We start from the raw sequence: 22,917 nt of genomic DNA, 5'->3' as shown, positions 1-22,917 counted from the left end.
GCTCCTGACGCGTGATCAGGCGCGCGGAGCTCCACCGTCCGCCGTCAGGCGGGTGAGCCACTCGCGCAGCAGGTGCTGCTCGGCGTCGCTCAGGACGTCGGCATCGTCGGGGAGAGCGGCGCGCAGCGCGCGGGCCGCCGCGGCGGGTCCGGCCTCCGCGGCGGGGACCGTCGGTTCGGTGCGGGTGACGGCGGCGACCATGGCCTCGCGGAGGGCGGTCAGCAGCGCCGGATTGCGGCGTTCCGCCGGGGTGGAGTGCCAGGTGATGACCGCGCCCCGGCCGGTGGCCTGGATGATCTGGGCGGCCAGCTCCTCGTCGACCCGCAGCCATCCCCCGGCCGCCAGCCGGCGCACCCGGCCGTGGAGGATCTCCAGGCCCGCACGGTGCGCCATGTCCGCCCCCCGGCCGGTGGCCCTGTTCATCACCGCGAACAGCTCGGGGCGGGAGATCCCGAACTCCACCACCGTGTCCCAGCCGCGGCGCAGCTCCTCCACCGCGTCCTGCGGTTCGGGGTCGAGCTGCGCGCGCTTGCTCTCCAGGAACTGCGCGTAGCCGTGCTCGGCGACGGCCTCGAGGAGCCCCTCCTTGTCGCCGAAGAGCCGGTAGATCGCCGGCGGCTGCATCCCGGCCGCGGCGGCGACCGCGCGGGTGCTCACCGCGTCCGGGCCGCCGCTCTCCAGTAGCTCGACGGCCGCCTCGACGATGCGGTGACGAGGGCTGTCGGTGGTGTCGCGCGTAACCATGAACCGATGATATCGAAGGTTTGATTCCATCGATATTCCAGTGTTACCGTCGAAATGATTCCACTGGAAACAGCGTCGGGAGAACCTCATGATCATCGTGACCGGAGCCACCGGAAAGCTCGGCCGCCGCACCGTCGAACGCCTCCTGGAGCGCGTCCCCGCCGACCGTGTCGGCGTCAGCGTCCGCGACCCCCGCAAGGCGAAGGACCTCGCCGACCGCGGCGTCCGCGTCCGGCAGGGCAGCTTCGACGACCCCGCCTCGCTCGTGCACGCCTTCGAGGGGGCCGAGCAGGTGCTCCTCGTCTCCCTCGACCGCACGGGCGAGGAGTGCGTCACCGGCCATCGCACCGCCGTCGACGCCGCCGTGAAGGCCGGCGTCGGCCGCATCCTCTACACCAGCCAGATGGGCGCCGCCCACGACTCCCGCTTCCAGGCATGCCGTGACCACGCCCGGACCGAGGACCTGCTGCGCGCCACCGGCCTGCCCTGGACCGCGCTGCGCAACGGCTTCTACGCGGCCAGCGCCCTGCAGTTCCTGGAGTCCGCCCGCCGCACCGGCGACATCGCCCTCCCCGCCGACGGCCCCGTGACCTGGACCGGCCACGACGACCTCGCCGAGGCCACCGCGGCGATCCTCACCGAGGAGGGCCGCTTCGAGGGACCCACCCCGCCGCTCACCGGCGCGGCGGCGCTCGACTTCAGCGCCGTCGCCGAGATCGCGTCCCGTGCCACCGGACGGCCCTTCACCCGCACCGTCGTCCCCGACGACGCCTTCCGCGAGCAGGTACTGGCGCACGGCGCCCCGGCCCCGATCGCCGACCTGATGCTGAGCATCTTCGCAGCGGCGCGGAACGGCGAGTTCACCGCCGTCGACCCGACGCTGGCCGAGCTGATCGGGCGAGAGCCCGCCGCCTTCGGCGCCCTGCTGGAGCGTGCCTGGGCCGAATGATCCTGTGGGGCGCACCGAAGGTGTGGGCCCGCAAGGACGCACCCGGCGAACTCGCCGTCATCGTCCCGTGAAACATGCGCCCCTGACGTCCCGGACCAGCACGCGGGCGTCAGGGGCGTGGCCATCCGCCCCGCCGGCCACGTCCTCGGGGTCAGCTCCGCCCCGTGCCGATCGCGGACGTCGCACCGGAGCCGGACTCCTTCTCGCGCGCCCACCACCACAGCCGCATTGCACCACGGCCCGCACGCGCCGACCCGCCGGCGCGTGATACCGCCCCTGCCGAGGTCTTCGTGTCACACCCGACGCCCGGCTCACCATCCATCGAGGACGGTCCGGGTGATCAGGGGGCGGTCCCACAGGGCGAGGAGCTCGTTGGCGAGGTCGAGGACCGGCAGCGGGTGCTGGTCGCCCTGCACATCGATGGCGGCGGCCGACAGGCTCCGGGGGACGGCGCCCGCGTCGAGCAGGACGCGCCACTCCTCGAGGCCGAGGCTCAGGTACTCCAGACCCGTCAACCCGGCGATCTCAAGGGGATCGGCCAGCGTGCCCGGGGAGGCGGTGAGCGTCCGCAGACGGGGGAGGCCGGCGACCGGGGCGAGGCCGACCGGCTCGCCCTTCCGACCACCGATCCGGAGCACCTCCAGCTCGGGCCGGGCGGCGGCCGCCATGCCGCCCGGGCTGTGGGTGCTCACCTGGGCCACCACCGGCGGACGGTTCCAGTCGTCGTCCGAGCGCCAGTCGTCGCGGTGGTTGACCACCATGTCGGTGAGGGAGTCGGCGCGCAGTGCGGCCCCGATGCTCCGCTCGTGGTCGATCATGATGACCTGCCCTGCGTGTCCGCCCGGGCCCGGTGTCAGGTCGAGGGCCAGCCGGTCGCCGCCACCGTTGTCGCCGAAGGCGATCCAGCCGGGCGAACCGACGAGGCCCTGCACGGCGGCATCCGGTGCGGTGACGACCGCGTCCTCGGCAGCGAACTGCCAAGGGCAGGGACGGGACCGGGCGTCCGCGATGTAGAGCCCGTCCAGGGGGAAGAGCTCACAGCCGACCGCTTTGCTGACGCGTTCCTGCGCCGCGTAGTCGCCGCTCCGGTCCTGCCACCGCGCACGGGTGACGCGGTAGAGGGCCTTGAGCTCGTCGGGCAGCGTGACACCGAGACGCACCTCCGCCGCGGCCATCTCCTCCTCGGTGGCACCGATGGCGTCGGGGAGCCGCTCGCGAAGGGTCCGCTCCAGCAGCGCCGGGTCTGCCGACGGCGCCGGGGCCGCGCCCGGGACCTCCTCGGGCAGGCGCCGCCAGGGCTCGGGAACGGCGCCCTCGACCAGGAGCAGGGCTCCCACGAAAGGGCTCCTGCCACCGTGTTCCACGGCGGGCCCCGCGTCGATGACATGGAGCACGGTCTTCCCGTCCGGCGCCGTCTCGACCATGTACGAAACGCCGCTCGAGCCATCGGCCCTGAGGGCGGCCTGGACCCGTTCCACGGCGGTGAACTGGTCCTGCATGTCTGCCACTTGCAGGGATCGCCCTGGCGCTGGGCGCGGCTGTGGCGCGGGCAGGGTCCAACTGCCGAGACCGATCTGGCCCGTGAAGCAACCACCCGGCGCGGCAAGCTGCTCCGCGCGGGAATCCCGCACCAGCCGCAGCAGCGGCTCCCAGGTCGCGTAGTCATGTATCGAGGACAACGGCGCTCTCCGCTCGGTCGGTTGATTGGCCGGCAGCACTCCTGATCACTGCGTGCGAGGCGATCCTAGGACCGGCCGCTGACACTGCCGCTCCGTCTGATCTACTGCCTCCTCGGACACGGGGCCGGGAGAAGAGCGATGGGTGTTCTGACCGGCTGCTTCCGCGCGCCGAACGCCGCAGCGGTGGCGCAGTCGCTGGAGGAGACGGACGGCGGATCCCCGCTCCACGCGGAAGCCCCGGTGCTCGACGGAGTCGGCGCCGAGCGCGTGGATCCGGTCGTCGTCCTGGGGCGACTGGTCGCCGCCATCCGCCGGACGGAGTGGCGGGTGGGCCTGGCCGCAGCGAACATCCAGGATCGCGACGGCGCGAAGCGTTCATTGCTGTGGATCCGCCTGGACCACCCGGGCGTGCAGAAGATCCGGGCTGATCAAGGCTTCGCCGGACGCCTCGTGGAGTGGACCAGTACCGTCCTCGGCCGCGAGCCAGAGATCGTGCGCAAGGCCCCGGGTCGGCGCGGTTCCCAGGTCCAGTCGAAGCGGTGGGCCGTCGAGCGCACACTCTCGGGAATCACCTCCCACCAGCGCCCGGCCCGCGACTACGAAACCGGTCCGGCTCGGTCCGAGACCATGATCCGCTGGGCGATGATCGGCATCATGGTCCGTCGGCTCGCTCGAGGCCGACCGGCCTCACGCCCAGGACCCCGTCCCCTCTCGTCCAAGCCCGGCCTGTGACTGCTTCCGTCGAGGTGTCTGCTTGGATTCGGGCATGGGCAACGGTAGCCACGAGGATTCAGGTCTCTCCAAGAGCACATGGAGCGACGCGGACTTCGAAGACATGGGGTGGCATGACGTCACCATCCACGGCCTGTCCGTCCAACCGACCGACGACATCCTGCCGCGTCTTCTCCTCGACCTCGACTACATCGTCCGTTGGGTCCACCCGGTCCCGCCCGCAACGCACTTTTCGTTCTGGGTCTCTCCGGCGACGCTCGTCTTCGAAGATGTCTTCGACCTTGAGGGCGACCTCGACTTCAAGGGGCTAGCCCTGGACTTGGAGGTCGACAGGGTGCACCGACTGGTGCCGAATGATCCCCGCCCGAACTTTGCACACTGTCCGCTCTGGCACATCGAAGGCCACACGTTTGACTTGAAGTTCCGGGCCTCGGGCTTCCATCAGTACTTCCGGCAGGCTCCGAGGCTCACATCCCGGCAAGCACTGCCCTACGCCGAACGCGGGGGTTGCGCCTTCACCGAACTTGGCTTCAGCTGACTGGTGACCTGTCGAGGCATCCGCCAACAGCGAGCACAGCGAACGCGTCGACACAACCTGGGCCGGCCAGATCTCAAACGCGGTCCGAGGACAGCGGCGCCCAGCACCCGCGCATCTCGTCATCGAAGGTCTTGCCCAGTGAGGCAGAAGGGCGGTATGGATACCGCCGTACTTGAGCAGATGCTGGACGAGACCTTCGATCACGCTGTCGTGCACCACGGATACACCAGCTACATGCGCGACTACGAGGTCGTCCTCCAGGTGACGGCTGATCCCCGTACCGGCATCGCGCCGTCCCACCTGCGGTATCTCTTCCGGTACTGCGTTGAGGCCCGGTGTGAGACGTCGGTATCTGCGGAGACTTGGCGGGTCTCCTCGGACGACCGGCTCATCGACCGCGAAACCGGTGTCGACCTCGACGGATACGTCTGGGGTGTGAAGTGACACGCCGTGTACCCGGGAGCCGAACTCCCTCCTGAGTCCGAGGCGACCCGCCACTGGTCGAAGGCCCTTGGGATCGACTTTCACGAGGTGCGCATCGAATCCGGATCACCGCCTCGGGCGGCGGCCGTCGCCGTCGGAGGTTTCGGCGAGTTCGGCGCGCAGCTGGTTACGGGTGCGCACCAGAATCCGCCCGAGCATGTTCTTGCCGTTCCCGGTCCTGCCCCGACCCCAGTAGTGATCGGTGGTGGTGTCTTCGACGATCTCTTCGTCACCGGTGGACAGCAGAATGTCACGGATATCGGCATGCGCGCGGAACTTGGCTGCCACCGCACGGCGCATCACGTCGTCCTTGACCCGCTCCCAGTCCCTTCGTAGAGGTTTGGACGGGTCACGGCCCAGCTCAGCTGCCCGCAGCGGCGTGCGCGCATGCCGGATGAGGTCCACGTGGCGGGTGCCCTTGAACTTCTGCGCCTGGAAGTAGTGCTCCGAGGTCGGCCACCAGAGCCCATCGAGGTCGAAGCCGTGATCGGAGAAGTTCGAGCAGCACCCGTAAGGGACTTCGTCAGCGCCATAGAAGTAAATCGTCACGGGAACCTCACGGGTGTTGCGGAAACCCGCACCGTGTCAGGCATGCCCCAGCCCCGCAACCAGTTTTCTTCGCCAGGCCCAGCTCTTGACCACACCAACGACCCGGTGAACCTTCCCGGTCGGAGCACTAGATCGTTCTTCATGCCATGGGACGGGGTGCTCCGAGTGGTGCCGAGCGGGAACGGTTGCGGCCGTTCCCGCCGGGTGGAGGTGGTGCTGGAGATGAGGACCTGGGCCGCTCGCGGGCGGGTTCACCAGCAAGCTCCACCTGAGCGCAGACGGCCACTGCCGCCCGCTGTCCCTGATCGTCACTCCAGCAACCTTGTGACCTGGGGCGGAACTATCCGTGACCTGCGAGAACTGTTCGCGAACATCCGTGGACGTCCGTCTCGGTACGGGGGCGTCGTAGCGCAGACAGACACTCAGTCCGTGCCCCCACTCTGTAACGTGAACCTTGGCTGTAGTCCGCCGGTGTAACGGTGTCAGTGGCGACGCCTAGCATCCAGCCATGAGCATGATCGGTGAGTACTTCCGTGTTACGGCGCCTGAGCTGGAGCGTGCCATCCAGGACCCTGACTGGGCGCTCGACTTCATCGAGGAGACGGAAGACGCTCAGGAGGAGTCGGAACCACCGCCGGCCGAGGCTCGTCATTTCAGCACCTACAAGACGTGGGCCTTGCTGGGCTTCCTCCTGCGGCGCACCGATTTCCCCGTCGATGTCATCCACGGCGAGGAGGGCTTCGCCGAGACCGAGGACTGGGGATACGGACCGCCGCGCTATCTACCCGCAGAGCGCGTTCGCCGAGGCGCCGAGGCTCTTGCAGGCACGACATACGACGAACTGCTCGTTGGCCTCGACCCTGAGGAACTCAATAGGGCCGACGTGTACCCCCTGGGATGGGACACCCCGGACTCCCTGGAGTGGGGACGGGAGTACCACTCCGGACTGGTCCAGTTCTTCGGTGCTGCCGCCCGAGACGGAGACGCCATCCTCGTCTGGCTCGACTGACCCCGGTCTCACCCGGAGGTTCGGACAGCACAGCAGCCCCGGGTTGCGTGCCTGGGGCTTTGTGATGGAGCGGGGCGACGGGAATCGGACATGCGCTCTGAGCTTGGGAATCACCGTCCCGAGACGGCTCGGCGCCTAGGGCGTGTCTCCTTGATCCGCTGACCAGTTGATCGGATGTGTCCGTCCGATCAGTGATCACTGATGCGATGTGGGACCGGATCGAGCCGCTGATGCCGGCCGATCCGGTCCGTGGTCGGCCGTGGGCCGACCACCGCCGAACCCTTGAAGCCATCGCGTGGAAGTACTGAACCTGTTCGCCCTGGCGAGACCTGCCGGACCAGCTCGGACCATTCCAAACAGCTCACAAACGACTGATCAGGTGGGCCGTGGACGGAACCTGGGAGCGGATCCTTGCCGCAGTCCTGGCAGCGGCCGACGATGACATCGGCTGGACCGTGTCAGTGGACTCAACGGTCTGCCGGGCTCACCAGCATGCTGCCGGAGCCAGAAAAAGGGGGCACTGGACCGTGCCGAACCCGACGATCACGGTCTTGGGCGCTCCCGCGGCGGACTGAGCACGAAAGTCCACCCTGTCGGTGACAGCCGTGCACGGCTGCTGGCCCTCCATGTCACCGCAGGTCAGGCGGGCGACGCACCGGCGTTCGAGGCCGTCATGGTCGGCATCCGTGTTCCGCGAAGCGGTCCCGGCAGGCCGAGGACCCGACCGGATGCCGTCCTGGCGGACCGCGCGTATTCGTCCCGCGCAATCCGAAAGCACCTCCGGCGGCGCGGGATCCGGGCCGTCATCCCTCAGCCCTCCGACCAGGTCGGCCACCGTCTGCGGCGAGGCCGCGCCGGCGGTCGACCACCCGCCTTCGACGTCGCGGCACACAAACAACGCAACACGGTCGAACGATGCATTGACCGGCTCAAGCAATGGCGCGGCCTGGCCATGCGGACGGACAAGCTCGCCATCGCCCACCAGGCCGCACTCCGCCTCGCCGCCATCCTCATCTGGGCCAGGCGATAAGCCGCTGTCTCAGCGGTCGACTGCCCAGCGCGCGTCCGCAGGCCAGGATCCCGCGTTGACAATGTGCTCCACGATCCTGAACGCCTCACCGATCGGCACGGTGTCTTCGTCCGGGTACTCGTCGTGCTGCCCGTTGGAAAGAACGAACCCCTCACTCGATCCCACGGCTCCTGGCTCCACGGCATGCTCGCCGGGATCACCATCCTGCCTGAGCAACATCACCATCGCCCGGTCGGTGTTCGTCACGAAGGCCAGCGATCGTCCCAACGAACTGCTCAGCCATGTCTCCAGCTGACGTCTGTCGACCCTTGCCCGAAGTGTCTCGAGCACCACCTCGGACGACACAGGAACGGTGCCGCCGTCATTGATCACCCAGGACTCGACCACGAGCACGACGATCTCACGGACGGATCTGAGAGACAGTCCCTAGGGCGACCGTCGGGACCGAATCTCCACCGCTTCCCGGCGGGCTGACTTTGCTCTTGCGAGCGCCCAGAGTCGATCAGCTTCGACCGGCAGGACTTCGGTCATCGACTCCAAGGCCGTAGCCATCTGATCTTGCCACTCCGCGTACGCTTCCGACCCGCGATCGTCCGGCTTGAGTCTGCGCACGCGCCTCATCTCGTCAAGAGCGGCGGTGAACGCGGGATTCACTTCCGGTGCAGGGGTGTCCTGGTATGTCTCCAGCCTGAACTGCCAGATGAGAAAGCCGTCAAGGCCCAGCCTGCTGCCGTAGCTGGTGACGCGGTACAGCCCGTCGTACCGGTAGCCCGTGGCCGGCGCGTAGACGGAGCCCTTGTGTGCCCCTCGGATCACGCGGACGGGCAGGCCCTCCGTGTGACTGGTCACCAGTGCCGCGTTGCCCGGGTCCTCAAGCGTCTGGTTGCCGACCTGGTTCTTGGATGCGTCCTGGCCCCCGTGACCGGTGTAGATGATGACTTTGCCGGAGTCCTCGTCATCCTTGTGGTCACCAGACACGATGATGGATTCAGCGCCAGTCTTCTTCGTCCCACAGATTCGAGCCCGGAGGGGCCGGTGGGCACCAGCCTCATGCACAAGACGACGGCTCTCGTACCGCTGGCCGACCACGACGTCGGGCACTTCACCGATCATGGCCCTAGCGTCGCATGAGCCCCTGACAACGCGGCTTCCTACTGCGGTGACCCGACAGCCGGACGAGACGCGATGAGGAGTCGCTCACGCTGACCGTTCGCTCGCCAACCAGGCGGGCGCGGAGTCGCTGGGACGGCATCGTCGCGGTGTTGAAGGCCCGGGAACACGGCTGTGCCGCTCTGGTCTACGGGAACCGTATCCACGCGAGGATCAACCGGATCAGCCCCTTCGGATCGGGTTGGCACGCTCCCGACACCTTCATCACCGTCCGCGTCCCGCACCGGGACATGAAAACGCTCCGGTCTTTTTCGTTCGAGTTCGACGTCGAGGGCCGGCTCTTCCCGCGGCTCGTGTTTCCTCGGCGGGTCTACGACAGCATCGCCCGCGCTCGGCGGAGTTGCCCCCGGGGCGAGTGCTCCGGTCGTATGTTCTCCGCGTCGGCGGCGCGGGGCATGACGCGTTCACCGCGGTGCCGGGCCCGTTCGCCGCGGGCCTCCCGCACCGCGCCCTCACGGAACGGGGTGGCCCGCGCCGTCCGTGGCCCCCGCCTGGCTGGAGAACTTGTTCAGGAACACCTCGAAGCGGCCGTCGGGGTGCCGGGTGAGCGTCCCGCCGTCCTGCCAGGGGCCGTTCTCCGGAGCCCAGCGGGAGTCGGCCGGATCGCCCTGGTTCTGGTGGATGTTGTGCATCCCGCGCTGTCCTTCGGCATCGTGCTCGAAGGGCTCGCCGAAAACGAGGACGGGACGGCCCGGTACCAGGATCGACTCCAGGACGGTGGCCGCGTCGACGTTGGAGCCCGCCTGCCAGGGGTGGGACCCGAAAAGGTCGAGGAGTTCCCGCAGCCAGGACGGCGGGCGGCGCTGGAACAGAACCCCGGACCGGTCGACGAGCGCCGGGTGGCGCAGGTGGTCCAGGGCTCCGGAGTCCGGCACGGACACCAGGTCGTGGTACCCCGGGGCGAGCAGCGGGACCGGCCCGAGGCTGCCGGGGTCCAGGGTGAACGTCTTCCACTGCACGCCCACGTTCGACTGATGGCTGTCGACGTCGACGGCGCAGTGGTGGCGCACGTCGGAGGCGTCCACCTCCAGATGGAGGTGGAACCAGCGGCCCTGGTCGTCCGGCTGGTCGCGGTAGTGCCGGTACAAGGTCCCCGACAGCACGCCGTAGCGCTCCAGAGGCATGCCGCCAGTGAATCACCGGTGCGCACCCGGCGCATCACGGCGACAGCACTCCGTGAGCGGAATGCCGTCGGAGCGCGCCGGTCGACGGCGGCTGTCCTGTCACCTGGACGAACAGCGGCGCGCCGCGCCCGCGGCACGGCCGGGGGCAGGACCCGACGGCTGCCGTGAGGATGACGAAGTGACGGCCGGGACACGGTCGGTCCCGCCGACCCGGTCCGATGTGGCGCTCGTTGCCCTACCTTGGGCGTATGGCGCTGCATCATCACAGTGACCGTCCGTGGCGCGTGAGGGTGGACGACGAGGAAGGCACCCCCTGTGGCGCCGGAGTACTGCTCGACGACCGGCACGTGCTCACCTGCGCGCATGTCGTCCGCTACGCCGGGGCGGCGCCCGGGGGCACCGCCTCCCACGTGCGGATCAGCAGTGTGGCGTGCCGCCCGGAATGGACCCGCACCGCGCACGTGGCCCTCAGCACGTGGGTGCACGAGCACGGCACGCAGCGCGGCGACGTGGCACTGCTCGAGCTCGACGAGCCGGCCGGCTGCGGCACCCGGACCACGTTGTGGAAGGCACCCATCTCAGGGGGCACGGTCCAGGTGTACGGCTTTCCCCGTGACGAACCGTTCGGCATGGGGGCGGACGCGCGGTTGGCGGGATCCGGCCACCGGCAGGGCGAATGGGGCCTGTTGAAGCGGATACGCGAGGGCGACCCGTGGATCGAGCGCGGATACTCGGGCGCCGGGGCGATGGCGGTGGGCGGCGAGTTCGACGGCCGCGTCATCGGCATCGTGGTGGCCGATTACGTCAACGGCGACGCGAAGGCGGCCTGGATGCTGCCGACCGAGACGATACTGACGTACCTGCCCCGGATCGAGGAGTTCACCGGCGGGGACCGCAACGACGAACTGGGCTCCTCACGCGGCGAGTTGACCGAAGACGTGCTGGGCGACCCGCTGCGGCTCGCGCTGACGCGGGAACTCACCCGGCTGCTCGGCAGCGACTGGTGCGGCACCGTCGTCGTCGGCACCGGCGGCACGAGCGCCGTCGGTGACTCCTGGCTCGTCCGGCTGGTGCGGACGGCCGATCCGGCGGCCCGGGCCACCGCCACCGACGCCGAGCTCACCGGTGCCCCCGGTGACACCGTCCTCGGGCTCGGCACCTTCGACGCGGCCTACGACGCACGTGCCAGGTCGGTCGCCGACGTCAGCGGCTACCTCACCGGCCGGTTCGGACTCCCCGGCGGGGACCCCCAGGAGGTGCGGCGGCAGTTGCTGCGCCGCAGGCCGCCCGCTTGTCTGGTGGTGGGCGGCGTCGACCGGGCCCAGGACCCGGAGGCCCTGGTGCGCGAACTGCTGGGGCAGTTGGCCGCCCGCGCCCGGTCGCGCGGCCTCCGTCTCGTCCTCGGCTTCGAGGGGGTGCCGCCGGCCGACCTCGCCCACGACGTGTCCCTCGACCCCGAACCGCTGCGCGGGGACGCCGTCCGGGACGTGACCGCCGCCGAGGCCCACGCGGCCGTGGAACGGCTCGCGGCGCAGGAGGACGCCGCGTCCGCGCTGCAACGGGAGTGGGGCGTACGGTTCTTCGCCGCGCCCCGGCTCCCGCCCCGCACCGCGCCCCGGTTACGGGTCCGGCTGGCCGTCGCGCGGGCGGCGGAACCCGGCCACGAGCTCACCGCGATCCACGACCGGGCCCACGACGCCCGCACCGCCCTGCTCCGCTTCGATCACGACCTGCGCCGGCTGATCGCGGCCCACGAGGACCTCACCGCCTCCCTGGAACTGCACCGGGTCCGCGCCGCGCGGTACTTCGGCGCCGAGGACCGGCAACTCGCCGAGCGGCACGCTCCCGCCGCCCGCGCGCTGCGCACCGAGCCGATCGACCTCGCCGCCGCCCGCACCCGGGTCAGGCACTACATCGACGAGGTCGACCGACGGCTCGAGGAGAGGTGACACATGGGGATCGGCCCTCGGACGTGCGACCGCCCCGACTGCGGACGCGGCACGATCGACGAACAGGGCTTCTGCGACGTGTGCGACCGGCAGCCGTCGGCACGGGACGCACCGGAACCGGCGCCCCGCGCCCCCGAACCGGACCCCGCCCCGGGCCCGCCGGCACGGGTGGGCACGAGCCCCGGCGTGGTGCAGGTGCGCCCGGACCCCTGGTACGGCCTCGGCCTGGTCGATCCCCACCAGGTCCCGCGGGCCGCGGACGTACCGCCGGTCGCGCCGGGCCCGGTCGCCGAGGCGCACCGCTTCTGCCCCGGCCCCTCCTGCGGGCAGCCGGTCGGCCGCGGCCACGACGGCGAGCCGGGCCGGGTCTCCGGCTTCTGCCCGTACTGCGGCACCCGCTTCGACTTCGCCCAGCCCGACGGCCTCACCATCGCCGGCCGCTACGACGTCACACGCGTCATCGGCTCGGGGGCGTACGGTGCCGCCTACCTCGCCCACGACCGCAATCTCGCGACCGACGTCGTCCTCAAGGCCCTGCACAGGACGGTCGCCAGGACCGCCCGTCACGAACGGGACGTCCTCGTCGGTCTCCGGCACGACAGCATCGTCCGCATCCTCGGCTACGAGCAGGAAGGGCCGCACCTCGTTCTCGAGTACGTGCCGGGCGAACCGCTCTCGGCACGCGACGGCGACCGTCTCGAAACCCTCCTGGCGCACGGCGTGCGCGTCCTCCAGGCACTCGACTACCTGCACGCCCGGGGTCTGCTGCACTGCGACGTCAAGCCCCTGAACATCATCCGTTTCCGGGAGGAGAGCCCGACGGGCGCGCTCGACCGCGTGCGGCTCATCGATTTCGGCGCGGTGCGCAACCACACGAGGGACACCGGGCCGGTCGTGGCGTACACGAGGGCGTACGCGCCACCGGAGACCGATCCGGAACATCGGCACCCCACTCCCGGCTTCGACCTCTACGGGCTGGGCATGACCCTGCGCGAGGTCTGCCGCTCCCGCTGGACGGACAGCTCCGCACCGGGTGCCGACTCGCTCCGTCTGCTGCTGGAGCGTGCCACGGACCCCGAACGGCCGTGGTACCGGTTCGTGTCGGCCCGGCAGTTCGCGGAGCAGCTCAGCGGAGTCATCCGGCAGGTCGTGGCGGCTCCGCCGACGCGTCGCCAGGTGGCCCGCCCCTCCGCCCTGTTCGGCTCGGTGCCCGAACCGCTGCACGGCGGTCTGGGCACGGCCCGGCCGCTCGCCCACTGGGTCGGGGCGCGAGCGGAGGAGAACGCCCTGCTGAAAATGCCCGGGCCGTTCCTCTCCCCCGCCCCCGGCGAGGTCGCGGCCGTCCTCCCGGCGCCCTTGTCCGATCCCGACGACCCTCGCGTCACCGGCTCGGCCGACGGCGCGCTGGCGGAGAGCCGGCTCGCCCTGCGCAGGAAGGACGCCGCGTCGGCGGCACGGCGGCTCGCGGCGGCGGGCCTGCCCGACTGGCACTGGCTGCCCGGCTGGTACCGCGGTCTGATCGCGCTGGCCGAGGGATCCCCGGAGCGGGCCGCCGTCGAGTTCACCCGGGTGCGCAGGGCGCTTCCCGGCGAGCTGGTGCCCCATCTCGCCCTCGGTCTGTGCGCCGAACTCCGCGGGGACCGCGCGGTCGCGCGGTCCCACTACGGCACGGTCTTCGACACCACCCCCGCGCTCGGGGCGGCCGGTTTCGGTCTGGCCCGCGTGCTGCTGCTGGACGGCGAGCGCGCGAGGGCGGTGGACGTCGCCGAGCAGTTGGCCAAGGAGTTCCGCTACGAGCGCGAGGCACGCGTGGCAGCCGTACGCCTGCGCGTCATGGTCCTCTCCGAGCCGGGCCACCCGGCGCCGACCGAGGACGATGTGGCCCGGGCCGGAGAGTGCCTGCCCGGCCTCGACGTGGACGAGGCGGCGGCCGCCGCGCTGCGGGCCGAGATCCAGTACGCGCGGTTCCTGTACACCCACGACCGGCTCGAACTGTCCGGCGCGGTCCGCGCCCTCGGCCCGCACGCGCCGACCGAGCGCGAGTACGTCGCGCTGGTGGACCTGGCGAACCGGCTGCGTCCGGCACCGAGATGGGGATGGCCGGGAAAGCGTGGCAGAACGAGTCGTTCCCGTTCCGGAGCGGCACCCGGCGGGCTAGGCTCCTGACCCGTTCCGTCGAGGAAGCGAGCATGCTCCGCAGGAGAACACGCAGCGACACGGACGGGGGTGCCGGTGGAGGACAAGTCACCGTTGGGGCTCGGCTTCACCCTGGAAGTGGACGCGCCCTCGGATCTGTCCTACGACGAGCGACGGGCGGACGCCCTGATCACCGTCACCGCACACTCCGCCGCGGCCTCGGCCGGGCGGACTCCTGGTGCCGAGATCCTCATCATGGACCGCTCGTTGTCGATGTCCGGCTACAGACTGGACGAGGCGAAGCGCGCGATGTGCGCCGCCATCGACACCCTGCGGGACGGCACCCTCCTCGGGATCGTCGCGGGCAATCACCGGGCCGACGTGATCTTCCCTGCGACGGACGGCCTGGCCCGGGTCGACGCCCGGGTCCGGGAGGACGCCAAACTCCGGGTGGCCGGTCAACTCGCCGAGGGCGGTACGGCGATCGGCCAGTGGCTGGCCCGCGCCCGCCACCTCTTCGCCACGGTGGACTCCCCCGGCACGGTGCGCCACGCCGTCCTCTACACGGACGGCAAGAACGAGCACGAGACACCCGGACAACTCGACGAGATCCTCACGACGTGCACCGACCGGTTCGTCTGTGACGCCAGGGGCCTGGGCGAAGACTGGCACTACACCGAACTCATCCGCGTCGCCGAGGCCCTGCACGGCACCGCCGAGGCCGTCGTCACCGTCTCCGACCTCACGGAGGACTTCACCCGCCTGATGCGCGAGGCGCAGCGGATCGTCGTTCCCCGGGTGTATCTGGGGCTGCGCCTCAACAGGCGTTTCCAGCTCGCGTTCGTACGGCAGACCCGCCCCGTCGAGGCCGAACTGACGGCACGTCAACAGCATGACGGTGAGACGCTCGTCCCGCTGGGCTCATGGTCCCCGGAGCGCCGCCAGTACCAGATCTCCCTCCGCTTCACCCCCGACAGCCTGACCGTCGACGAGATCCTGCGGGCCGTCCGTGTCACCCTGCACGCCGAGTTCCCCGACGGAACCCGGAGGCCCTGCTCGGACAGCGCGGCCATGGCCGTGTGCCGCCGCTCGACACCGGGATCCGCCATCGTCCCCTCCGCCGACCTCACCCGCGTCGAGAACGAACGCGAGCTGGGCATGGCCATGCGCGCCTGCGCCGACGCCCACGAGCGCGGTGACCTCGAGCGCGCGGACCGCGAACTGCGCCTCGCCATCGGTCTCGCGGCGTCCCTCCCGGACGCCACGCGCCTGCGGCTGCTGCGCGAGATCGCCGCCGACGGCCCCGACGGTCTGCCGCGGGTGCGGCGGAACGTCTCCCGGGGACTGGTGCAGAGGATCGGCGTCGCCTCGACCAGGATCACCCGAGAGCCGGACGGCCCGTACGAACCCCCCTCCCCGGGATCCGGGCCGCCGCGTGCGTGCCCACGGTGCGGTACGGCGTCGACGCTGCCCACCGCCAGGTTCTGCCAGGAGTGCGGGGACCGGCTGGACGCCGCGGGCACGGCCGGCGGGCAGGCGGACACGCCGTGACCGGCGGGCGGCTCCACGCGCCGCGTCCCCTCGCGCGGTCCCGCGTGCCCCACCCGGTCGTGGTGCTGCGCCGGCTCAGGGCGTCCGTGCTGGGCACGGTGGCGGTGACGGCGCTGCTGTATCTGGTGGTGGCGAACCGGGGCGGGGAGGAGATCGCCGCCGCCCGCCGTACGACGACGGCCATCCAGCACATCGACGCGGCGTACGACGAGGCGGGGAAGGCGAACGACGCGCTCCGCGCCGTCTCCCTGAGCGAAGCGATCGACCTGACGGGCACCAGCAACGACTTCGCCGGCGCCACCGCCCGCGTGGCCTCCCACCTCACCTCGGCGGCCGAGGGCAACGCGGCCGGAGAACAGGGGCTGAGCCACCTCCAGTTCGTCCAGGAGCAGTTGACCACGTACGTACAGACGGCCAACACGGCGGTTCTCGACGGGGCACCGGGCCTGGCGAGGGCACGCGACGCACTGGACGACGCGCCGGAGTACGACGGCGAGTCGCCGGTCCCCTTCACCGGCGGCCTCAGGCAATCACTCAGAGATCTCCAGGAGCTGGAGGTCCGAGCCCGCCACGACCAGCTCAGGTCGGGCTGGCGCGACCCCGCTCTCCTCCGGCCCCTGTTCCTCGGGCCGGTGGCGGTCATGCTGCTGCTGGTCTGCGCGACCGACTACATCGTGGTCCACCACTTCCGGCGCCTCCCCGGCCCGGCGCTCGTCGTGGCCCTGCTGGCCACCTCGTCGATCGGCGTCATCATGTGCACGACCGACCCGCTCGCCCCGGCGATCGCGCTGCCCGTGCTCGCCGCCGCGGGCGCGCTCGCGTACCTGGCCTACCGTCCCCGTCTCGCCGAGTACAGGTTCCCCCGCTCATGAGACGGCTCACGACACCCCTCGTGCGCTGCGCCCTGGTCCTCGGTCTGCTCACGGCACCGGTCGCGTGCGAGAAGCCGGAGAGGGACAAGGTGACGATCATGGTTCCCTGGTCCGGCACCGAGTTCAAGGCGTTCTACGCGGTCGTCAAGGACTTCGAGCGCGACCACGACGTCGACGTCGAACCACAGGTGACCCGCGCCCTGACCCAGCAGCTCGACGCCGCGGTGGCCGCGGACGCGGAGCCCGACCTGGCGGTGCTGCCCAGTGTGGGAGCGATCGCCGAGTACCGCGAGGAAGGCGCGCTCCGGAAACTGGACGTCGACACGGACGCCTACGCGCAGCCCTTCCGCGGGCTCGGCATGAACGGCGGGGACGTCTACGCCGTCCCCGTCAAGGCCGACGTCAAGAGCCTCGTCTGGTACGACGCCAGGGTCACCCCGCGGCCTCCCGGCAACTGGACGGCTCTGCGGTCCCGTTCCGACACATGGTGCCTGGGGCTGGAGTCCGGTCCGACGTCGGGCTGGCCCGGCGCCGACTGGATAGCGGACATCCTGCTCGCCGACGAGGGCGTCGGCCCGTACACCGCCTGGGCCTCGGGCGACACACGGTGGGACAAGGAACCCGTCAAGGAGGCGTGGACCACGTGGGGGGACATCGTGGCGGGCGCTCGCAAGGACGCCGCCACGTTCAACTTCCGCGCCGCCGCCGAGAAGATGACCAGGAGGCAGTGCTCCCTGAGCCACGGCGCCCTGTCCGCGATGGCTTTCGAGCCGGCCCAGGTGAAGGACGAGGGGTACACGTACGTACCGTCCTCCCGTGAAGTCCTACAGGTCTCGGCGGACTTCGTCGGGAAGTTCACCGGGAACGAGAGCGCCGACGAGTTCATCGAGTACCTGGCGAGCGCGCGGGCCCAGCAGGCCTGGGTGAACGAGCCCGGCTTCGCGCTCTCCGCCGACAACGAGGTGACCGAGTACGACAACGCCACTCAGGGCCGGATAGCCGCGCTGTTCCGCTCCCCCGGTCACACGCTCTGCTTCAGCGCCGCCGACGCGATGGATCCCGACGTTTCCGCCGCCTTCTACCGTGCGGTCCTGAACTTCACGAACGGCAGGCGCCTGCTCCCCCTCCTGGCGGCGCTCGACAGGGTCCAGGAGCAATTCGGATACGCGCGCCCCCCGTCCTCGCCACCGCCCGGACCGCTCTGCAGCCACCCTGACCGTCCCTGATCCCTCCAGGAGTCCTCATGCCCGACGCCGTCCAGTTCACCCTCGACGACGGCACCGTCGTCCTCGTGGCCCCACCCGCCCGCACGGGCACCGGCGCCGTGGGCCTGGGGACCCGTCTGGAGAGCGCGGGAAGGAGTCTGCGCGAGGCACTGGTGCCGATCACCTCCGCCGCCTCCGAGGTGATCGGCCAGTTCCGGGACATCGCCCAGCGGCCCGACGAGGTGGAGGTCACCTTCGGCGTCGTCCTGGACGCCAAACTCGGCGCGGTCCTGACGAGCGCCGGTACGAGCACCCACCTCGACGTCACGCTCCGCTGGAGCGGCACGGAACCGACACCACCGAACTGACCCCGGACCGGCACCCACCGGCCGACGAGCCGGACATGAAGGACCCTCACCTTCACCGGACGTTCACCAGGACGCCATACTGTGCCCATGAGCACAACCGCCGGACCGCAGGTCTCCCCCCAGCCCTCCTCCTCACCGCCGCCGTCCCTGGCCGGCCCCCTCCCCGCCGACCGGACGCGGGCACCGCGGAAGTGGTGGATCGCCCCGCTGGCCGGTGCGCTGGTGGCACTGCCGGTCCAACTCGTCGCCGCCCTCCTGCTGCTGATGTCCCCCATGGCGTTGGACTCCTGCTCCGCCGCCAACCCCTGCGGACGCACGGAGGTCGCCATCGGCGCGACGCTGGTGCTGCTCCTGCTGGCGCTGCTCTCCCTGGGCGTGCCGTGGTACTTGGCGAGGAGAAGGAGTCTCGGCGTGGGGATCGGGGTGAGCCTGATCCCGCTGGGTCTCACGCTGGCGTCGATCGGCACGCTGCTCCTCGGGATCGGGGTCGGCTGACGGACCCGCGCGCGCCGGGAGCGGCCGGTGCGCTGACGGCCGGGAAGACGGCCCGCAGCGGGAGCCGTCCCGGAGCGCGCGGCAGGCTGCCCCACGGCGGCCGCCCTCGGGTACCGGCCGCGGAAGATGAGTTCGGCTACTCAGGCCCCGGCGCCTCTCACGGCCGACGATGAAGGCCGACACTGCCGAGATCTGGAGACCCGAACATGCTCAGCCGCCTCGCCGACGTCCTCGTGCCCGCCGTCGGCCGCCTCACGATCACCACCGACGCGGGCACCGAACTCGCCCCCGGCAGCATCATCGCCGCGAACCACACCTCGCTCGCCGACCCCGCCGTCGTGCTCGCCGCGCTGCACCGCCTCGGTGCCCGTCCGGTCGTCATGGCGGCCGCCGGACTGTGGCGCGTCCCGCTCCTCGGACATGCCCTCGCCCGCGAAGGGCACATACCCGTCCACCGTGGCGACCTGCACGCGGCGGACGCCTTGGACGGAGCCGCCGAGGCGCTGGAACGCGGGCACCTGGTCCTGATCTACGCCGAGGGCGGTCTCCCGCACCGGGCGGACGCCGCGGAAGCGGCTCCCGGGGCCTTCCGCAGCGGCTTGTCCCGGCTCGCCCGGCGAACCGGGGCTCCCGTGGTGCCCGTGGGCCAGGCCGGGGCCCGTCGGATCGCCTCGGGAAGCACGGCCAAGCAGCTCGCGGGCCTGTTCACGGCGCCGCTTCGCCGTCCGCACCTGCATGTGCACGTGGGCGAGCCGATCGAGCTGACGGCAGAGGGTGCCGCCCAGACCGAGCAGGCCCGCACGGCGGTGACGGCCGCCTGGCGCACGGCCGCCGCCCGGCTCGGAGAACCCGCCGCGCTCGCCGCGTAGGCCGACGGCGTCCGCCACACCCCCGCGGCCGCCCGTGTGCTTCGGGTCCGGCCGCGATCCGAAAGGACCGGGCCGTCGCCCACACCCACGACCTCGCCGTCACGGCATGAGCGGAAGAGCCCGCCACCCGCTCCGACCCGCCCGTACTCGGCCTCGGGCAACACCCTTCAGCGACACGCCCACCCTGGCGATCGCGTGGTTCTCCCCCGACACTGCGGAGCATGGCTGACAACACGTTCTGGATCGCCGCGTTGACCGGCGGAACCGCCGTCCTCGCCGGCTGGGTCACCAGCCGGGGAAACACAAGGGCCGCTCGTATCCAGGCGGATGCCGCGACAGCGACCCAGCGAGCGGAACGGCTCCGTGACGCTCGTCGAGCGGCGTACCTGGACCTCATCCACCACGGGCAGCGCATGGCTGACCTGTACTGGAAGACGTCCGAGGCACACCGCTCCAGCGGCCCGGAGAACCGCTCGGCGACGATCCAGGAATTCCGCGACCGGATTCGGGACACGTACGGCGACCTGCGGCGAGCCGTGCGGGTCGTCGAGCTCGAGGGGCCGGAACAGGCGGCCACCGCGGCTTACGCCATGAAACAGGCGACCACTGATCCGTACCAGGCCCTCAACGCCGTCCTCTCCGGCGTGGCCGGCGCCGAGGACCGTTTCGACGCCGCCTACCACCCCTACTGGGCGGCTCTCAGCCGCTTCATCGACACGGCGAAGAAAGCCCTCCAGGAGACTTGAACCCTTCGGGTTTCCCGGGCGCGCGGGTGCGCCCGAGGTCCCCGGCTCCGAGCCGATGCCGCCCATGCATGAGGCGGTCGCGCTCAGGAGGCGTCCAGGTCCACGCCTGCGAGTTCGGGCATCGCCCGCAGGAAGTCAGAGACGCCGCGGAGTTCGTCCAGCCGCTGCTCGTAGGACTCGACACGCCGCGCGCAGTCCGCGGCAAGGTCGGTCAGCGGGCTGAGCAGATCACTGCGGGACGCGACGACGACCGAGTCGTAGTTGCCCAGATCGGAACCGATCGTGAGGTCGAGGAAGATCCCGTCGTCCCCGAGGACATCGCCCAGGGTCGGCCGCACCGGACCCCGCAACGCCGCGGTCAGGCGCTCGAGGCGTCCGGCGCCCGGGGGAACGGCGAACACGGTGATCTCCGAGGAGGCGTCGAAGATCACGGCGTGCAGCACGGACACCAGGTCCCGCGGGGTCGCCAGTGGGAACAGGCCCGCGCGGCCCGCGTTCTCCACCTCCCGGGCGGTGGGCCGAGGGCGGACCGCGACCGCCGAGCGCCCTGGAACGAAGCCTCTGTCCCGCGACTCGGCGGTCAGTCGTCCGGCGTCGACCTCGTACTCCCAGTCGACCAGAACCGGCTCACGGCCCAGCTTCCGCGCGACGTCGTCGCGGTAGTACGCCGGAATCGCATAGCGGGCCAGCCCGGCTGTCAGGCGCCAGACCAGGCCCACGTAGACGGCGACTTCCTCCATGTTGTTGTTGTTCACCGCCCACTCGGAGAACGGCGTCTTCCCCTCGGGCCATTCCTCGAACAGCCCTGGCCAGTGCCTGGACACGGTCACGTCGCCGCCCGGAAGGTGGTGGAAGACGTGGATGCCGTGACTTCGGACGGCGGAGAACCGGATGGGATGCACGCTGTCAACGTAGCCGTCATCGCATCGTCGGCACCCGTGGATTTCGCCCTCGGTCCTGCGACGGGAGCGGCGTGGCCTCGCCCCGCGCGTCGATTCACGTCCCCGGCCTGCTCCCGGATCCGCTCGAAACGGCACCCACGGAAACCGGCACGGTCGGACATCCGCTCGGGCACGGCCCTCGCCGCAGGGGCCGGCCGTCACCGCCTGTCGGAGGAGCGTCGGCGGTCCCCGCGCTCGCGATCTCCTGGCCTTTTCAGGTGGATGTATCGTCGCCGGATGGCGACGAGCGAGGCGTACAAGCAGCTGGGCGAGGCGGCGTGGTCGTGGGTGCTGGACCAGGTGCGCGAGGACGAGGGCCCGTGGCTCCCGGAGACGGTGTCCGGGGACGGTCAGGACGTGACACCGGCGAAGGACCGTGACTCGCTGTACTCGGGGATAGCGGGCCTGGCGCCGGTACTGACGGAGCTCGCGCAGCACCGTGAACTGACGGAACGGGAGCGGGCCCTGGCCGACGGGATCGTGACCAGGTTGTCGGCAGAGGCCGAAGGGCGTGTCGAGCCGTCGTTGTACGACGGGCTCGCCGGTGACGGCACGGCACTGCGTCTGCTCGCGCCGGGCACGGAGTCCGTCGCCCTGCGGCGGCTGCACGAGCTGACGACCTCCGACGGCTGGAGGACGACCCTCGAGTTCGAACCGGACTCCGACGCCCCGTTGAACGACATCATCATGGGTAGCGCGGGAATCGTCATGACGGCGGTCTGGGCCGGGGGAGAGTTCGCGGACGCGATGGCGACGACGGGGTGCGAGGCGCTGCTGCGCACGGCGGACCGCACGGAAGCGGGCCTGGACTGGGGCATCGCGGCGAGTACGCAGTGGCGGGCGCCCAACTACTCCCACGGCACCGCCGGGGTGGCTGCCGCGCTGGCCGTGGCGGGCGCGGCGCTCGACCGTGACGACTTCGTCGAGGCGGCGGTCGAAGGCGCCCGGCACGTCCTGTCGGTGGGTGTGCTCGACGACGGCGGGTTCGTCGTACCGCACACCATCCCGCCGTCGAAGCGGGAGGTGGAACCCCTCACCTACACCTGGTGTCACGGCCCGGCGGGAACCTCGCACCTGTTCTCGGCGCTGTCGCACGCCGGTATCACGCAGGTGGCAGGATTCCAGGTCGACGAGCTGCGTCGGCGTTGCCTGACCTCCCTCCTCACGTCGGGCATTCCCGAGCGACTGCGCCCCGGGTTCTGGGACAACGACGGCCGGTGCTGCGGCACGGCGGGGGTCGGGGACGTACTCCTGGACGCCGCACAGGACTACGCGGGCACGGACTGGGCGGAAACGCTCCTGCGCGGGGCCCGCACGATGGGTGACGCGCTCGTGGAGCGGGCGATCCAGGACGGATCGGGTGCCTGCTGGCGCTTCGTGGAGTACCGGAACGACGAGCCCCTGCTGTCGCCCGGCACCGCGTGGATGCAGGGAGCGTCGGGTATCGCAGCCTATCTTCTGCGCCTCGGCCGGTTCATCGAGACAGGTCCGAAGGCTCTTGCGGTGGACCGGCCGGATCAGTGGTGGGCCGTGCCCGACGAGGTGCGCTTGACCGCTCGAGCGGTCTGAGGCCGACCGGTGGACGACCACGCGAGTGTCTCCTGATCGAAGCGAGCGGACGGCTACGGTCACGAGACGCATCGACCCGAGTCGACACCAGGATGAAGACGGGGCCGCTCCGCCGGTCGTCGTATCGCGGCACCACGGTTCCGGTCGGCGGTCCGGCTGCCCTGCTGTCCCGGCGGATGGGACAAGTCCCGTGCGGCGGAGGGTAGTTG

The 22,917-nt window shown here is 71.0% G+C and carries 21 protein-coding genes and 2 pseudogenes; 16 read left to right on the top strand and 7 right to left on the bottom strand.

All coding sequences use genetic code 11. The annotated features are described in order from the left end of the window. Window positions 1-15: 15 nt before the first annotated feature. Window positions 16-744: a TetR/AcrR family transcriptional regulator gene (locus tag CW362_RS24360; protein WP_103551657.1), complete on the bottom strand. Its 729-nt coding sequence runs from the start codon at window positions 742-744 to the stop codon at window positions 16-18. Window positions 745-832: 88 nt separating this feature from the next. On the opposite strand from CW362_RS24360, the gene CW362_RS24355 reads away from it, so the two are divergent. Further along, a complete protein-coding gene (locus tag CW362_RS24355) occupies window positions 833-1,693 on the top strand; it encodes an SDR family oxidoreductase (protein WP_103551656.1) in 861 nt (286 codons plus the stop codon). A 311-nt stretch (window positions 1,694-2,004) separates the two neighbouring features. On the opposite strand, the gene CW362_RS24350 is transcribed toward CW362_RS24355, so the two are convergent. Continuing rightward, entirely contained in the window at window positions 2,005-3,372 is a 1,368-nt protein-coding gene (locus tag CW362_RS24350) for an SMI1/KNR4 family protein (protein ID WP_103551655.1), read from the bottom strand. A gap of 138 nt (window positions 3,373-3,510) precedes the next feature. On the opposite strand from CW362_RS24350, the gene CW362_RS44110 reads away from it, so the two are divergent. The 3 genes and pseudogenes from CW362_RS44110 to CW362_RS24335 all read left to right on the top strand — a co-directional run. Continuing rightward, entirely contained in the window at window positions 3,511-4,104 is a 594-nt protein-coding gene (locus tag CW362_RS44110; RefSeq protein WP_206301042.1) for a hypothetical protein, read from the top strand. A 34-nt stretch (window positions 4,105-4,138) separates the two neighbouring features. Then, window positions 4,139-4,642: a hypothetical protein gene (locus CW362_RS24340; RefSeq protein ID WP_103551654.1), complete on the top strand. Its 504-nt coding sequence runs from the start codon at window positions 4,139-4,141 to the stop codon at window positions 4,640-4,642. Between the two features lie 156 nt (window positions 4,643-4,798). Further along, window positions 4,799-5,194, top strand: a pseudogene (locus tag CW362_RS24335) (YxiG-like protein); the annotation flags it as partial. Here the strand turns inward: CW362_RS24335 and CW362_RS24330 are convergent. Further along, the gene (locus CW362_RS24330; RefSeq protein WP_103551653.1) at window positions 5,192-5,674 is read right to left on the bottom strand and encodes an NADAR family protein; all 483 of its coding nucleotides are present in this window, start codon (window positions 5,672-5,674) and stop codon (window positions 5,192-5,194) included. The pseudogene CW362_RS24335 and the gene CW362_RS24330 overlap by 3 nt on opposite strands. Before the next feature lie 508 nt (window positions 5,675-6,182). On the opposite strand from CW362_RS24330, the gene CW362_RS24325 reads away from it, so the two are divergent. Further along, a complete protein-coding gene (locus CW362_RS24325; protein ID WP_103551652.1) occupies window positions 6,183-6,683 on the top strand; it encodes a YfbM family protein in 501 nt (166 codons plus the stop codon). Between the two features lie 176 nt (window positions 6,684-6,859). Continuing rightward, window positions 6,860-7,713: pseudogene (locus tag CW362_RS24320) on the top strand (IS5 family transposase). Between the two features lie 9 nt (window positions 7,714-7,722). On the opposite strand, the gene CW362_RS24315 reads toward CW362_RS24320, so the two are convergent. The 3 genes from CW362_RS24315 to CW362_RS24305 form a co-directional block, all read right to left on the bottom strand. Further along, window positions 7,723-8,100 carry a hypothetical protein gene (locus CW362_RS24315; protein WP_103551665.1) on the bottom strand — a complete coding sequence of 126 codons (378 nt, stop codon included), beginning with the start codon at window positions 8,098-8,100 and terminating at the stop codon, window positions 7,723-7,725. Between the two features lie 39 nt (window positions 8,101-8,139). Further along, window positions 8,140-8,826 (bottom strand): YDG/SRA domain-containing protein, encoded by a 687-nt coding sequence (locus tag CW362_RS24310; RefSeq protein ID WP_103551651.1) that lies wholly within the window; start codon window positions 8,824-8,826, stop codon window positions 8,140-8,142. A gap of 509 nt (window positions 8,827-9,335) precedes the next feature. Continuing rightward, window positions 9,336-10,007 carry a DUF2278 family protein gene (locus tag CW362_RS24305; RefSeq protein WP_103551650.1) on the bottom strand — a complete coding sequence of 224 codons (672 nt, stop codon included), beginning with the start codon at window positions 10,005-10,007 and terminating at the stop codon, window positions 9,336-9,338. A gap of 248 nt (window positions 10,008-10,255) precedes the next feature. Here CW362_RS24305 and CW362_RS24300 point away from each other — a divergent pair, with 248 nt between their 5' ends. The 9 genes from CW362_RS24300 to CW362_RS24260 all read left to right on the top strand — a co-directional run bounded on the left by CW362_RS24300 (window position 10,256) and on the right by CW362_RS24260 (window position 20,198). After that, entirely contained in the window at window positions 10,256-11,956 is a 1,701-nt protein-coding gene (locus tag CW362_RS24300) for a trypsin-like peptidase domain-containing protein (RefSeq protein WP_162684200.1), read from the top strand. Between the two features lie 3 nt (window positions 11,957-11,959). Continuing rightward, window positions 11,960-14,122, top strand: a complete 2,163-nt coding sequence (locus CW362_RS24295) for a tetratricopeptide repeat protein (RefSeq protein ID WP_103551648.1) — start codon at window positions 11,960-11,962, stop codon at window positions 14,120-14,122. 66 nt (window positions 14,123-14,188) lie between these two features. Then, complete coding sequence (locus CW362_RS24290) at window positions 14,189-15,643, top strand: VWA domain-containing protein (protein WP_162684199.1); 1,455 nt, start codon at window positions 14,189-14,191, stop codon at window positions 15,641-15,643. Between the two features lie 44 nt (window positions 15,644-15,687). Then, a complete protein-coding gene (locus tag CW362_RS24285; RefSeq protein WP_162684198.1) occupies window positions 15,688-16,515 on the top strand; it encodes a hypothetical protein in 828 nt (275 codons plus the stop codon). Further along, window positions 16,512-17,741, top strand: coding sequence for an ABC transporter substrate-binding protein (locus CW362_RS24280; protein ID WP_103551645.1), 1,230 nt, complete (start codon window positions 16,512-16,514; stop codon window positions 17,739-17,741). The genes CW362_RS24285 and CW362_RS24280 overlap by 4 nt, the downstream gene beginning before the upstream one ends. Before the next feature lie 17 nt (window positions 17,742-17,758). Next, on the top strand, window positions 17,759-18,088 hold the full coding sequence (locus CW362_RS24275) for a CU044_2847 family protein (RefSeq protein ID WP_103551644.1): 330 nt from the start codon (window positions 17,759-17,761) through the stop codon (window positions 18,086-18,088). Window positions 18,089-18,175: 87 nt separating this feature from the next. After that, on the top strand, window positions 18,176-18,583 hold the full coding sequence (locus CW362_RS24270) for a hypothetical protein (RefSeq protein WP_103551643.1): 408 nt from the start codon (window positions 18,176-18,178) through the stop codon (window positions 18,581-18,583). Between the two features lie 206 nt (window positions 18,584-18,789). Continuing rightward, on the top strand, window positions 18,790-19,452 hold the full coding sequence (locus CW362_RS24265) for a lysophospholipid acyltransferase family protein (RefSeq protein ID WP_103551642.1): 663 nt from the start codon (window positions 18,790-18,792) through the stop codon (window positions 19,450-19,452). A 221-nt stretch (window positions 19,453-19,673) separates the two neighbouring features. Next, entirely contained in the window at window positions 19,674-20,198 is a 525-nt protein-coding gene (locus CW362_RS24260; RefSeq protein ID WP_103551641.1) for a hypothetical protein, read from the top strand. Window positions 20,199-20,281: 83 nt separating this feature from the next. Here CW362_RS24260 and CW362_RS24255 read toward each other — a convergent pair whose 3' ends face one another. Beyond that, window positions 20,282-21,100, bottom strand: a complete 819-nt coding sequence (locus tag CW362_RS24255) for a hypothetical protein (protein WP_103551640.1) — start codon at window positions 21,098-21,100, stop codon at window positions 20,282-20,284. Between the two features lie 276 nt (window positions 21,101-21,376). On the opposite strand from CW362_RS24255, the gene CW362_RS24250 reads away from it, so the two are divergent. Then, window positions 21,377-22,708, top strand: a complete 1,332-nt coding sequence (locus tag CW362_RS24250; protein WP_103551639.1) for a lanthionine synthetase LanC family protein — start codon at window positions 21,377-21,379, stop codon at window positions 22,706-22,708. Window positions 22,709-22,917: the final 209 nt, after the last annotated feature.

Origin of the sequence: Streptomyces populi (assembly GCF_002911015.1) — a bacterium.
Lineage (GTDB): Bacteria > Actinomycetota > Actinomycetes > Streptomycetales > Streptomycetaceae > Streptomyces > Streptomyces populi.
Note: the sequence above shows the minus strand (reverse complement) of the source record. Positions and strands in the feature narration are given on the sequence as shown.